At 51.4% G+C, this 14,052-nt stretch carries 12 protein-coding genes; 11 read left to right on the top strand and 1 reads right to left on the bottom strand.

Going from position 1 to position 14,052, the window contains the following annotated elements:
- Window positions 1–54 precede the first annotated feature (54 nt).
- The 8 genes from RID21_RS25935 to hslU all read left to right on the top strand — a co-directional run bounded on the left by RID21_RS25935 (window position 55) and on the right by hslU (window position 10,648).
- Window positions 55–1,584, top strand: coding sequence for a SpoVR family protein (locus RID21_RS25935; protein ID WP_350194007.1), 1,530 nt, complete (start codon window positions 55–57; stop codon window positions 1,582–1,584).
- 23 nt (window positions 1,585–1,607) lie between these two features.
- Window positions 1,608–2,102: a hypothetical protein gene (locus RID21_RS25930; protein WP_350194005.1), complete on the top strand. Its 495-nt coding sequence runs from the start codon at window positions 1,608–1,610 to the stop codon at window positions 2,100–2,102.
- 150 nt (window positions 2,103–2,252) lie between these two features.
- Complete coding sequence (locus RID21_RS25925; protein ID WP_145042489.1) at window positions 2,253–3,062, top strand: IclR family transcriptional regulator; 810 nt, start codon at window positions 2,253–2,255, stop codon at window positions 3,060–3,062.
- Between the two features lie 28 nt (window positions 3,063–3,090).
- Window positions 3,091–4,233 (top strand): aminotransferase class V-fold PLP-dependent enzyme, encoded by a 1,143-nt coding sequence (locus tag RID21_RS25920; protein WP_350194003.1) that lies wholly within the window; start codon window positions 3,091–3,093, stop codon window positions 4,231–4,233.
- A gap of 226 nt (window positions 4,234–4,459) precedes the next feature.
- Window positions 4,460–6,955, top strand: coding sequence for a PSD1 and planctomycete cytochrome C domain-containing protein (locus RID21_RS25915; RefSeq protein ID WP_350194001.1), 2,496 nt, complete (start codon window positions 4,460–4,462; stop codon window positions 6,953–6,955).
- A 57-nt stretch (window positions 6,956–7,012) separates the two neighbouring features.
- The gene (locus RID21_RS25910; RefSeq protein WP_350193999.1) at window positions 7,013–8,434 is read left to right on the top strand and encodes a DUF1501 domain-containing protein; all 1,422 of its coding nucleotides are present in this window, start codon (window positions 7,013–7,015) and stop codon (window positions 8,432–8,434) included.
- 301 nt (window positions 8,435–8,735) lie between these two features.
- Window positions 8,736–9,296, top strand: a complete 561-nt coding sequence (hslV, locus tag RID21_RS25905) for an ATP-dependent protease subunit HslV (protein ID WP_145189148.1) — start codon at window positions 8,736–8,738, stop codon at window positions 9,294–9,296.
- Complete coding sequence (gene hslU / locus RID21_RS25900) at window positions 9,284–10,648, top strand: ATP-dependent protease ATPase subunit HslU (protein ID WP_350193997.1); 1,365 nt, start codon at window positions 9,284–9,286, stop codon at window positions 10,646–10,648. Before hslV ends, hslU begins: the two co-directional genes overlap by 13 nt.
- A 108-nt stretch (window positions 10,649–10,756) precedes the next feature.
- Here the strand turns inward: hslU and RID21_RS25895 are convergent, their stop codons facing one another.
- Window positions 10,757–11,662: a DUF1559 domain-containing protein gene (locus tag RID21_RS25895; protein WP_350193995.1), complete on the bottom strand. Its 906-nt coding sequence runs from the start codon at window positions 11,660–11,662 to the stop codon at window positions 10,757–10,759.
- 349 nt (window positions 11,663–12,011) lie between these two features.
- On the opposite strand from RID21_RS25895, the gene RID21_RS25890 reads away from it, so the two are divergent.
- The 3 genes from RID21_RS25890 to RID21_RS25880 are packed head-to-tail and all read left to right on the top strand — an operon-like array spanning window position 12,012 to window position 14,015.
- Window positions 12,012–12,275 (top strand): zinc ribbon domain-containing protein, encoded by a 264-nt coding sequence (locus RID21_RS25890; protein WP_350193993.1) that lies wholly within the window; start codon window positions 12,012–12,014, stop codon window positions 12,273–12,275.
- Between the two features lie 13 nt (window positions 12,276–12,288).
- The gene (locus tag RID21_RS25885) at window positions 12,289–12,915 is read left to right on the top strand and encodes a Maf family protein (protein WP_350193991.1); all 627 of its coding nucleotides are present in this window, start codon (window positions 12,289–12,291) and stop codon (window positions 12,913–12,915) included.
- A 29-nt stretch (window positions 12,916–12,944) separates the two neighbouring features.
- Window positions 12,945–14,015 (top strand): tRNA dihydrouridine synthase, encoded by a 1,071-nt coding sequence (locus tag RID21_RS25880; RefSeq protein ID WP_350193989.1) that lies wholly within the window; start codon window positions 12,945–12,947, stop codon window positions 14,013–14,015.
- Window positions 14,016–14,052: the final 37 nt, after the last annotated feature.

Raw genomic sequence — 14,052 nt, 5'->3', positions numbered from 1 at the left:
CGACAGGATTGCTTCTGCTAAGGGAGCAGTTACTGACGACTGACGGAGGCTCGTATGGTAGTCACAACGCATCGCCCTTTACCTAAAGAACTCAGCGATATCCAGCAGGAGATGGAACAGCACGCGCTGGATTACGGGCTCGATTTCTTCAAAACGATCTTTGAAGTGCTCGACTACGAAGAGCTGAGTATGTTTGCCGCCTATGGTGGGTTTCCCATTCGCTATCCACACTGGCGGTTCGGCGCTCAGTATGATGAGCTGATGAAAGGCTACTCATACGGTTTGCAGAAGATCTATGAGATGGTGATCAACACAGATCCCTGTTACGCCTACCTGCTCAGTGCCAATGATATCACCGACCAGAAACTGGTGATTGCGCACGTGTATGGGCACTGTGATTTTTTCAAAAACAACGCCTGGTTTGCGCATACAAACCGCAAGATGCTCGACCAGATGGCCAATCATGCGACTCGCGTGAATCGTCACATTGATGAGCAGGGTTACGAAAAGGTCGAGACCTTCATTGATACCTGTCTGTCACTGGAGAGTCTGATCGATCCTTATGCCCCACACATTCGACGTACGCAGAAATCAGAATCGAAGGCTGATACGCAAAGACGCAAAGCAGAGGACGCCGAAAGCACGGGAGGCCGTTTTCCCGCCAAGAACTATATGGATCGCTATATCAATCCGGAAGATGCTCTGGAAGAAGAAGCGAGTCAAAAACGGCAGAAAGCGATGGAACTGTCTGATCAACTGAAGTTCCCGAAAGAACGCGTGCGGGATGTGCTGTTCTTTCTGTTGCAGTATGCGCCGCTGGAAGACTGGCAGCGGGATGTTCTGACAATTATTCGTGATGAGGCCTATTACTTCGCCCCGCAGGGACAGACCAAGATTATGAATGAAGGTTGGGCCAGTTTCTGGCACTCGACCATCATGACCCGCCATGGACTGACCGACGAGGGGCTGATTAACTACGCGGATCATCATAGTGGGACGATGGCCACGAGCCCGAACCGACTCAATCCTTACAAGCTGGGGATTGAACTACTTAAAGACATAGAGGAACGCTGGAATAAAGGGCAGTTCGGTCCGGAGTATGATAACTGCACCGACATGTATGAAAGAGAACACTGGGATAAAGATCTCGGTCTTGGTCGGGAGAAAATCTTTGAAGTCCGGAGGATCCATAACGATATTACATTTATCGATACGTTTCTGACCCCCGAGTTCTGTTATAAAAATCGGATGTTTTCATTTGGCTTTAACGATTCGAATAAAACATATGAGATTCAATCACGCGAATTTCAACAGATCAAACAGCAGTTGTTGAACAGCCTCAGCAATCATGGACGGCCTGTCATTTACGTGCAGGATGCAAACTATAAAAACCGGGGCGAACTGTACCTGGAACACGAATACCTGGGAATCGAACTCAAACTGGATTATGCCCAGGATACACTGGCGAACCTGCATTCCATCTGGAAGCGGCCGGTAAACATCGAAACCGTCGTGGATGACCGCCCTACGATTCTGAACTATGACGGTAAGAAACATTCCACGAACTCGAAAGAAAAGCAATAAGATCCTCGTCAGGAGGATATTCTATGTCTGTATTAAACCAACTCAATCATGAACTGACTCAGCTGATAGGCTATCACTCTGCCCAGCCTCGAACCGTAACCATCTCAGCGACCGGTAAAATCGATGTCATGCTCGATTTTACTTCGGTCGACACCATGAGCTGCTCGGTTCTTGAGATCCGCGTCAATGTTCCCTCACTGTCACAGTCCACGTTTGACAAGCTCAAAGAGTGGGGGCAGAAACTCTGTCTGCGGATCACTTATCTGCTGGAAAACATCGGACCGCTGGAATACGACGAAAATGCCGGCCAGGTATTGATTCGCTCCACTCCACCTGATCAACAGAAGACAGGCACTAAGTATTATGAAATTATGTTGTCTTCTCACTCGAATGGGAATTTCAGCCTGAAACGCTTTGCCTCTCAGAAAGGGCAATCGGGACGAACTCAGGTCGAAATGCAAATCACGCACGAAGTGCTCCGCAAGCTTGTCGAGGACCTCGTGGATACCGTTCCCTGAGCTGATCAGACGCCTGTTTACTCTGCTTTCCTGTCCTCAGCCTTAAGATATAATGATCTTAAGGCTCTTTCTACGTGGAACTTGCGCCCCTGTTCTGAAAGACAGGATTAGTGCTTGACGGCCCGCGTTTTATATGTAAAATCATATTTCATGAGTAAAACACTAGAGCGTACAGAACAAAAACAGTCCTACCGCGTGCCGGCCCTTGAGAAGGGACTGGAGGTGCTGGAACTGTTGTCCGGGATCTCTCAGCCACTATCGCTGACCGATATTGCAGACCGTCTGGGGCGAACGAAACAGGAGCTGTTTCGGGTCATGGCCTGTCTGAATGAGCAGGGGTACCTGATCCGTGATGCCAACCAGGGATACCGCATGAGTACCAAGCTGTTCGAACTGGGATCCAAGCACGCCAGTACGGAAGCCCTGATCGCGCGGGCTACTCCGCATATGGAAAATCTGACGCACGAACTGAACGAATCATGCCATCTGAACCTGGTTGTGCGAAATAAAATGCTGGTGATTGCCCGTGTAAACTGCGATGCAGACGTCTCGCTGGCAGTTCGCGTTGGTGCGAGTTTCAAACTGCATGAAAGAAACAGCGGCCATGTCGCGCTGTCTTATCTATCCGCAGATCAGCGCTGTAAATACTGGGAGCAGACCGACCTCACTGCTTCAGAAATAGAGGAGTGTGAGAGTGAATTCGCCGCCACCCGCCGCTCCGGTTTCCGGACGATGGAAAGTTCTCTGATTGTCGGTGTACGCGATACGGCAACGCCGATTCTGGGTGCCGATGGTAAGTTGCTGGCGGTGTTGTGCGTTTCTCATATTCTCAAAGTGGGTGAATCAGAAGACTCGACACGAATTTCAACCGCGATGCTGGAGTGTGCTCAAGCGATTTCCAGTGAATTTGGACCGACAATGTTGCACCAGTCAACTGTCCCGGCAGGGGACCTGGCTTAATTTCCCTGCCTTCTCGAACGGAGTTTTCATGCTGGATTTAAAAACACGGAATCAGGATTTTCCCAGTTTGCAGGGACGAATCTACCTGAATACTGCTGCAGAAGGGATTCCTCCCCTACAGGTCAAAGCGGCCTTCGATCAGTATTTCGAGGATAAGCTGCTGGGAATGGATGGACGCAAGCTCCATGAAGCGCAATGGGATGCTGCCAAGTCCCTGGTTGCAGGCATGTATGGCTTGAGTTCGGACGAAGTCAGCATCTGTTCCTGCAGTTCCGAAGCATTCAATCTGGCCTATCAGGCACTGCAATTGAAGGAGGGGGATGAAGTCATCATCAGTGATCTGGACTTCCCCGCCAGCTATACTTTCGGGTTGCAGCAGAGTTGTCCTGCTACGGTCAAAATCTGGGAAGCCCGTGACTGGGAACTGCGTCTGGAAGACTTGCAATCCCTGCTGAGTGATAAAACTCGGATGGTCAGCATTTCCCTGGTCAGCTTTTTCAACGGGTTCATGATTCCACTGAAAGAAGTAATTCAGACGATTCGTCAGCACTCCTCAGCGTTGATCGCGTTAGATGTAACCCAGGCATTGGGCCGCATTCCACTGGATCTGGATGACATTGATCTGGTGATCAGCAGCACCCATAAGTGGATTCTGGCTTCACATGGTGGCGGCCTGGTCGGTGTGCCATCTAAGAAAGCCAGCGAATGGACGGTCCCTGCCGGAGGCTGGTTCAATCTGAAAGATGCTTTCGGAGATCAACGTTTTGAAAAAGCAGAAAGTCTGCCCGGAGCGGCCAGTTTTACGGTGGGGATGCCCAACTATCCAGCCGTTTACGCGATCCGAGCAGCCTTACAGTACATCACAGAAACCGGGGTCGAAAAGATCGAGCAGGCGACGGCACCTCTGGTGGAAGCCTGTCTTGCCGGCCTGAAAGAAGCGAGTGTCGAGTTAATTTCGCCCCAACAGACAGAAGATCTGGCGGGAATCATCGCTTTCCGGCACCCGGAAGCAGAGCGGATTTATAAGCACCTGCACAGTAAAGAGATTCACCCCATGTACCACGCCGGTCGAATCCGTGTGGCCCTGCATGGATACAATACAATGGACGATGTGGAGCTCTTCCTCAAGGAATTGCACCACGCGTCATCCAGGAGTTTTGTCGGAAATTAGGCGATTTAGCCACATTTCAGTGGCAAAAAATCGACCGGAATTCGACGACATCCATGTATTTTTGCTGATTTTTAACCGAGATGGAATATAATGAAGGTAAGCATAAGCTCAATCATCAAAAAATCATACCTTCACTCCAGACCACACCGTGTCCGAGTGAGAAGCTAGCGCTCCTCGACGTCAGACTGTGGTTCCTACCTGAAAACTACCGGGAAAAACGATGAAGATGCCTGCGAGTTTACGAGATTGTTTCTTTTCTTTCGTAACACAGTGTTCTACCGGGCTGTTCGCTCTGGTCTGCCTGCTGACGCTCTCTCCCGTCAACGCAGCCGAACAGAAACCAAGTCAGGAACAGATTCAGTTCTTCGAATCCAAAATTCGCCCTCTGCTGATCAAACATTGCTACGACTGTCACGGAGAGGATGCCCAGGAATCAGATCTGCGTGTCGATACCTTTGACGGGATCGCCAAAGGCGGTAAAGCTGGTTCGCTGGTCGTACCCGGAAAGCCAGAACAGAGCCTGCTGATTACGGCTGTGAATTACCAGTCCAATGATCTGCAGATGCCTCCTGATGAGAAGCTGAGTAAGCAGGAAATCAAAGACCTGAGTGACTGGGTCAAAATGGGAGCACCTTATCCGAACGCGGACTTGAGTAAGCTCCGCGCTGCCAGCGACAAGGGTAAGTATGACCTGGAGAAGGAACGTGAATTCTGGTCTTTCCAGCCCGTACGTAAACCAGCGCTGCCCGAAGTCAAGAATAAAGCATGGGTGAAAAATCCCATCGATCAGTTTGTATTACACAAGTTGGAAGAAGCAGGTCTGCAGCCTGCCTCACCCGCCGACAAGCGGACACTCATTCGCCGGACGACCTTTGATCTGACCGGTCTGCCCCCGACGCCTGAAGAAATCGAAAACTTCCTCAACGATACTTCACCAAATGCTTTCGAGAAAGTCGTCGATCGTCTGCTTGCTTCGCCGCATTACGGAGAGCACTGGGGACGTCACTGGCTCGACGTTGCCCGCTATGCTGACTCTAACGGTCTCGATGAAAATATCGCCTACGGTACCGCCTGGAAATACCGGGATTATGTTGTCAATGCGTTCAATAAAGACAAACCTTACGACGTCTTCATTAAAGAACAACTGGCTGGCGACCTGATGGAGCCGGCAGAGAGTGTTGCACAGCGTAATGAACGACTGATTGCAACCGGCTTTCTATCGCTGGGCCCCAAGGTTCTGGCGGAAGTGGATGCCACCAAGATGGAGATGGATATCATCGACGAGCAGATCAACACGATCGGCGTTTCGATGATGGGCCTGACACTGGGTTGTGCCCGCTGCCACGATCATAAGTTCGATCCGATCTCGGCTCACGATTATTATGGTCTGGCCGGTATTCTTAAAAGTACCAAGATCATGGAGCACTATAATAAAGTCGCTCGCTGGTACGAAAATCCGTTGGCCACTCCTGAGCAGAAACAGGAACAGGCCCGCTGGGATGAGAAAATCAAAGGCGAAGAAGCAAAAATTGCTGCACTGATCAAAGCGGAAAATGAACGGTTGCAGAAAGAGGGAGGAAAAGACTATCAACTCCCCAAGAAGCCGGAAGAAGCTTATACCAAAGCAGCACAGGCAGAGTTGAAAACGCTGCGAGCCGAAGTTGCGAAGCTCAAGAAGACCCGTCCTGAAATTCCCACGGCCCTCGGTGCTGCAGAGCGGGAAACGACGGACGTGCCGATTCACATTCGCGGCAGTCATCTGACACTGGGAGAAACCGTCCCCCGGCATGTGCCTGTTGTATTGACTCCCGAACCCAAGACACCATTTCCCAAAGAACAGAGTGGTCGTCTCAAGTTTGCTGAGTGGCTGGGCAACCGCGAACATCCTCTGACCTCGCGCGTGATTGCCAACCGGGTCTGGCGCTGGCACTTTGGTAAGGGAATTGTTGCGACCACCGATAACTTTGGAAAACTGGGCGCCAAGCCTACCAATCAGAGTCTGCTGGATTGGATGGCGGCAACATTAATGGAAGAGGGCTGGTCGCTCAAAGAGCTGCATCGCATGATTCTGCTCTCGAATACCTGGCAGATGAGCAGCGAATGGAATTCGAAAGCGGCAGCCATCGATCCTGATAATCAACTGATGTGGCATGCCGACATTCGCCGTCTGGAAGCGGAATCGATTCGTGATGCTATCCTGGCTGTCAGCGATGGACTGGACCTGACCATGGGCGGTTCATTGATGAACGTTGACAACCGTGCGTTTGTCTTCAATCACGAATCCAAAGATGGGGTGACATACGATTTCAACCGTCGCTCACTCTATCTGCCTGTCATCCGTAATCACCTGTTTGGCATGTTCATGCTCTTTGATTATGCGGATGCCAGCGTGCTCAACGGGAACCGGGCGTCGACGACTGTGGCTCCCCAGGCACTGTTCATGCTTAACAGTCATCTGATCGAAAATGCATCCCATCGGATGGCAGAACAGATTCAACATGAAACCGCGTTGTCTCCGGAACAGAAGATCCAGAAACTGTTCCTCAAGGCATATGGACGTCAACCAACGGAAATGGAAATCAATAAATCTCTGCACTTCCTCGACGATGTTGAACAGGAACTGCAGGCGGAAACGAAATCTTCGGAACAACGGATCACGCGTGCCTGGCAGGTGCTCTGTCAGTCATTTCTGGCCTCCAGCGAGTTCATCTATCTGCGATAGAAACTGCTGCGTGCCACTACCTGTATCCATTATTCATATAAACTATCGAGACCTGCCATGAGTATCCTGCCTCAATCACTGTTTTCCCGTCGGGATCTGTTAAAGAAATCAGCAATTGGTTTCGGCAATCTGGCGCTGCTCTCCATGTTAAATGAAGAGTCAAAAGCGGCTGCCTCATCGAAAGATCCTCTCGCGCCCCGGCAACCACACTTTACGCCGCGTGCCAAGCGGGTGATCTTCCTGTTCATGAAGGGCGGCCCTTCTCACATGGACACGTTCGATTACAAACCCCAGTTGCAGAAGTATGATGGCAAGCCGCTGCCTTTCGATAAGCCCCGGGTACAGTTTGCACCGACCGGCAATCTGTTGAAGTCGCCTTGGAAATTCAAGCAGTATGGTGAGAGCGGAATCCATGTCAGTGAACTGTTCCCCCATGTCGCTGAATGTGTGGATGATTTGTGTATCCTGAATTCTGTCTACGGCACTAATGCAGCCCACGGTGGCGCACTGTTGAAACTGCATACGGGGAGTGACGCATTTGTGCGTCCGAGTATGGGCTCCTGGGTGACTTATGGGCTGGGTACCGAAAATCAGAATCTGCCCGGATTCATCACCATCTGCCCGACTCTGGCTCATGGTGGAGTAAAAAACTGGAGCTCCGCGTTTCTGCCTGCCCCTTACCAGGGAACTCCGCTGGGGAACGCTGCGGTCGCTGCGGAAAATGCTCAGATTGAATACATTAAGAACAACTTCCTCTCCCGTAAAGTACAGCGGAAGCAGGTCGATTTCATGAATGAACTGAACCGGATGCACCAGGATGAAGCTGGTCCGAACCAGGTACTCGACGCCCGCATCGGCAGCTTTGAACTTGCCTTCCGCATGCAGGAAGAAGTTCCCGAAGTGCAGGATATTTCAGATGAATCTGAAGCCACTCAGAAAATGTATGGCCTGGATCAGAAAGAAACCGCGGACTTCGGACGTCAGTGTCTGATGGCCCGTCGTTTTGCAGAACGAGGCGTACGATTCATTCAGGTTTCTCACAGTGACCAGAAGGTCCAGTGGGATCAGCACAGCAACCTGTTTGAAGGGCATACCAAAAATGCGAAAGAGGTCGACCAGCCGATCGCAGCTCTATTGAAAGACCTTAAGCAGCGCGGTTTGCTCAAAGATACGCTCGTAGTCTGGGGTGGTGAATTCGGTCGGACCCCCACCGCTCAAGGTAAGAATGGTCGCGATCACAACCCCGAGGGCTTTACAATGTGGATGGCAGGGGGCGGCGTGAAGTCCGGCTTCCAGTACGGGGCGACCGATGAATTCGGCTATTATGCCACCAAAGATAAAATGCATATTCACGATTTCCATGCCACACTGCTGCACATTCTGGGCATGGATCATGAAAAGCTGACATACCGATATGCCGGTCGCGATTTCCGCCTGACCGATGTAGCCGGTCACGTAGCTCATGGTGTACTGGCATAAGTGTCCAGTTCGTCTGATCATCACTGAATTGACATAACAGCCCTGCTCAATACGAGTCAGGGCTGTTTTTCTGCGCATTCGAGCCTATTTTCCCTGTCTCAGTGATCCCTGCCGATCATCTCAGCGTTGAGTCTAAGATAAAACACCGCGCATGTGTTCCGGCTGCGATTGAAAAACGCAAACCCGGGGGACTATGATTCAGATACCGGATGCTTGCATGTCTGTCGTCTCTGTTCTATGGTGTCTACCCGCTAAGGTGATCAGAGTTCTTCTAGCAGAATCTTATTAAGAAACAGCAGTTATGAGTTCCAAAGATAAAAAGAAGTGGCGTTCAACAACGATACTGACTGTCCGTCATGGCGGCAAAGTGGCGATCGGCGGCGATGGACAGGTCACGCACGGCGATACTGTTATGAAGAGTGATACCCGCAAGATCCGCAAAATTCTGGATGGCCAGATTGTGTGTGGGTTCGCCGGGTCTACTGCAGATGCCTTCTCGCTGCTGGAACGGTTTGAAGTCAAAGCCCGGGACTATCCCGGAAATATGCCCCGCGCAGCAACCGAACTTGCCCGTGACTGGCGGACCGACAGAGTCCTGCGGAAGCTGGAAGCGTTGATCATTGTGGTTAACACCGAACACAGTCTGCTGATTACCGGGCAGGGGGATGTCGTTGTTCCTTCGGATGGAGTGATTGGCATTGGTTCGGGAGGCAACTACGCGACTGCGGCTGCCCGTGCCCTGGTGAGACATTCAGATCTGTCCGCCCCGGAAATCGTCAAGAACTCGTTGGGTATCGCATCAGAAATCGATATCTATACGAATAATAATATTATCGTGGAGGAGTTGGAGTGCACGAACTAACGCCCCGGCAGATTGTTGCCGAACTGGATAAACATATTGTCGGTCAGGATGATGCCAAACGCGCCGTAGCAATCGCACTGCGAAATCGCTGGCGCTGGCAGCAGTTGCCTGATGAGCTTCGCAAGGAAATTACCCCGAAGAACATCGTGATGATCGGACCAACGGGGGTCGGGAAGACGGAAATTACCCGGCGGCTGGCTCAGCTCATTGATGCTCCCTTTATCAAAGTTGAAGCCACCAAATACACAGAGGTTGGTTATTACGGACGCGATGTCGAAAGCATGATCCGTGACCTGGTAGACTCTGCCAAGAATCTGGTGCGTGAGAAAAAACGGGTTGAGCTGGTGGATAAAGCCAAGGCTCGTGTTGAAGAACGCCTGCTCGATCTACTGATACCCCGTCCGGAATGGGAATCGTCTTTCCGCGAATCCACCGAAGAGGTCAAGGAAGAGGATTCACAGGAACGCTACGAGCGCACCCGTGACAAGTTTCGTACGATGCTCCTCCAGGGGGCCCTGGAAGAAAAAGAAGTGGAAATTTCGGTCGAGCAGAAAAACTCTCCCGTGCAGGTCTTCTCGAATATGGGCATGGACCAGATGGATGTCGACCTGCAGGGAATGTTTGAACGCATCATGCCTCAGCAGAGCAAGCATCGTAAGATGATGGTCAAAGAGGCCCGCAAGGTTCTGCTGGAACAGGAAGTGGAAGGTTTGATGGACAAGGATGCGATTGCCGAGGAAGCGGTGGATCTCGCAGAGCGGCACGGCATTGTGTTCATCGACGAAATTGACAAGATCTGTACTTCCGAAGAAGGGGGGAACCGCAGCGGTGATGTCAGTCGTCAGGGTGTGCAGCGCGATCTGCTTCCCATCGTCGAAGGAACGACCGTGCAGACGCGCAGTGGCTCGGTGAAAACAGATTACATGCTGTTTATCGCCGCGGGTGCCTTTCACCGTACCAAGCCGTCAGACCTGATGCCCGAACTGCAGGGGCGCTTTCCGATTCGCGTCGAGCTGCAGGAACTGACGCGAGAAGATTTTCTGCGGATTCTGACAGAACCGTCGAGTTCAATTACCATGCAGTATCAGGCACTGCTCAAAACAGAAGGCGTCGATGTGAAGTTCGAACAGGACGGTCTGGAAGCGCTGGCGGACATTGCTTTCCAGGTCAACCAGACGACACAGAACATCGGTGCCCGTCGCCTGCATACGATTTTGGAACGGTTACTGGAAGAGGTCAGTTATGAAGCGCCTGATTTAAAGACAAAGAAGATCACCATTGATGCCGCGTATGTGCAGCAGAAGCTGCATACGATCGTGGAAGATGAAGATCTCAGTAAGTTTATTCTGTAATCAAGCGATATCGCCGAAATGAGACAGAGCCCCGATACATGTTTTGTATCGGGGCTCTGTTATTTAAATCTGTGATCCTGGAGGATCAGCCCGGATCGATTACTGAAATCAGAATTCTCCAATGACGTTGCCGTCACTGATTTTTCCGAGGTTTTCGTAGGTTGTGCCGTCAATATTTTCACTGATAAATCGAACCCCGCCATCGGCCAGCAGGAAATGAGCTCCACCAGTGTGCTGACTGCTGAAGGCCCACGCCAGCGTACCGTTGATTAGTGAACCAGGGTGGTTTTCCGTTTTCCAGACACAGGAAGCCGTTTTTCCGTTGTCATAGTAACCGACCCAGATGCCACCATTGTAGGTATTCGCCCCTACGCGACCCCGCGCGGTTTCACCAATCAGGAGTGTATTGCTCGTGCCGTCGGTAATATCACGAATTTTGGTATTGCTGTTGGACCAGAAAGAACCATTTCCGGCTGCAGCGTTATGTGGACTGGTGTTGATTGATCCGGTTCCACGGCTACCATAAATCCCTTTGTAGTTGGATGTCGCGTGTCCGCCGCGATCTGCGTTCAGATCACTGCCGACATCGGAGGGACAGCGAAACAGTGGAATTTTGGTTTTTGTCTGGTCCGTGGGTGTCACACTCAGATTGCCTGACGACACATTCAGTGCATTGTAGAGGTTCGCCTGGTCCAGAAATGGCAGCAGCATGGTGCTCCAGCCCCAACCGGGCAAACAGCTACCTGTACTGGTTGCTGAAGGCTGACAGGAGGCAGACAGAGATCGTTGAACCCAACCGGGAGGCAGGCTGCGATGTGTTTCATGGTAATTATGGAAGGCAAGCCCCAGCTGTTTGACATTGTTTTTACAAGTACTGCGGCGGGCTGCTTCACGCGCCTGCTGCACAGCTGGCAATAGTAGAGCAATCAGGATCGCAATGATGGCAATCACGACAAGAAGTTCGATCAGGGTGAAACCCATCCGGCGGACGGGGCGGATGCTGCGAGGCTGCATCTTGAGTCTCCAGTAGCTAGAATAATAAAATGATGAAAACGAATCGGGGTGCACACGAAGGTGTGCTTGGGGAAGGCTTAGCTCAGACAAGCTTCATCCAGGCTGGTGCATCAGTAGAGGCCAATGCATGAACTGAAAGAGAGGGCATAGTTCGCCAGGTTTCAGTTAATAAATAACACTTCCGTGTTTCTATACCACTGAGACACACAATCCAACGCAAAAGTTTTGTTAATTCTCAAAAAAGTGAGTATCGTAGCCCCTTTCCTGCTGGTGAAAGAAATCGGGTTAAGCTGCACTGTACATTATACTCATTTGCAACCGTAGATTGCCGAGAGGATGATAAACTCAAATGTACGATGACTGGGATTCTGAATATGATGCTGACGAATATGGTCCCGATGATGGATACGATGAAGAATGGGAGTCAGAGACCATTGAGTGCAGTAATTGTGGTGCAGACGTCTATGAGGATGCTGTCGCTTGTCCGATCTGTGGTGAGTATCTGACTCGCAATACGGATCCACTGAGCGATCGCCCTTCGTGGTGGGTGATGCTGGGAATCCTGGGCGTGGTAGTAACCATTATCAGCGTTTTTTTCTGGTCTCGAATTTGAATACAGGCAGGACATGCAATTTCAGAAATGGATTTTGGGCTCCCGTTCTCCCCGACGCAGAGAGCTGCTGACGCAGCTGGTGCCTGAATCGGCGATCGAAGTGGTTCCACCGCTCAATCCTGAGGAGGCTGGGTTTGAGGGACTGCATGATCTGTCTGCGATTAAAGAACGGCTGGCTGAGATCTGCCTGGATAAGAATGAAGACGTATTCGCGCAGTTGTGCAACGTGGATCTGCATCAGGCTCTTTTGTTAACTTCAGATACAATCGTTGTTGTCGAACGACAACCGGAGCATTTTGTAGTTCTGGGCCAGCCTCGAAACAGTTCCGGCTGGGAGCAGACAGTACGTGACTGGTTTGAAAACGATTATGCGGGTAAGACCCATCGGGTGATTACCGGACTTTGTTTACGTTCCTCTACAGGCATCAAGACTGAATTTTGTGAGACGCTGGTTACGTTTCACGAGCGTGCGCATGTACTCAAGTATCTGGACTGGTACCTTTTGACGGGAGAATCACGAGGTAAAGCAGGGGGCTACGCGGTTCAGGGGGCTGGTAGTATCTTTGTAAAGCGAATTGAAGGCAGCCTGTCCAATGTTGTAGGATTGCCTCTGGAAAACCTGTTGCTGTTAGTCAGCTGAAACGCATTGGAAAGAAAACGTCAAATCTTATGTCTCTAATCAAGTGGAGTACTGTCGAATCTCCCGAAATCCGGATCGGTAATCGTACCCTGAGTTCCCGCTATTTCCTCTCGCCTCTGGCGGGATATACGCAGCACGCCTTTCGTGTCGCTTTACGCCGTCTCGGAGGCGTAGGACTCTGTACGACCGATCTCGTGCTGGCTTCGCATCTGCTCGCTGGCAGCCGGAAATCAAAGGCATTGCTCAAGACGTCCACAGCTGATCGTCCCTTGACGATACAGATCTTTGGTGGTGTGACTGAGGAACTCGTCAAAGCCGCCCGCTGGCTGGAAACTGCCGGCTATGAGGCGGTTGACCTGAATATGGGCTGTCCCATGGCGAAAATCAACGGCAGCGGCGGTGGGGCACGGATCATGTGCTCCCCGGAAAAAGCCTGTCAGATGGTGGCGGACGTCGTGGATGCGGTTTCGCTGGCAGTCACCGTTAAGATGCGACTGGGCTGGGACCGGGATTCGATCACCGCGCCGTTACTCGCGAGGGAATTTGAACAGGCGGGCGTCGCTGCAATTACGATTCATGGACGGACCCGTAATCAGGGATTCGGGGGCAGTGTCGATCTGGAGGGCATCCGACAGACGGTGGAAGCGGTACAGGAGATTCCGGTGATCGGCAACGGAGATGTCTGTACGGTCGAAGATGCTTTCCGTATGCGTGAAGAAACGGGTTGTGAAGCCGTTTCAATTGGCCGGGGGGCGATGATGGATCCCTGGATCTTTCGCAAGATTGAAATGACACTTAAAGGAGAGCAGCCCGTTGAAGAACCGGACCGCGAGGAACAGATCGCGTTTCTCGAGCATCATTTCCATCTGATGATCGAGCATTATGATAGCTATGGCTGCCAGTTGATTCGGAAGTTTGCCGCCTGGTACGGTGCCCGCCTGGGAATTCCGGAAGATCTGGAAGACCGTCTGCGTCGACTGGAATCCGCGGATGAATTTCAGGAAATTGTCACCCAGATCCGTGAGCGTCATGGAGAACGCGAGTCCTCTGTTCCCACCGCTTTGGTCAAAACTCCTAACGGTCCCGTCGAGCGCTGGTAGGTTAGGCGCCAGAATTAATAAAACACAGCCCCTGAAA

It is taken from the genome of Gimesia sp., from assembly GCF_040219335.1.
Lineage (GTDB): Bacteria > Planctomycetota > Planctomycetia > Planctomycetales > Planctomycetaceae > Gimesia.
The sequence above is the reverse complement of the archived record's forward strand: the minus strand, read 5'-3'. Positions and strand labels throughout refer to the sequence as shown.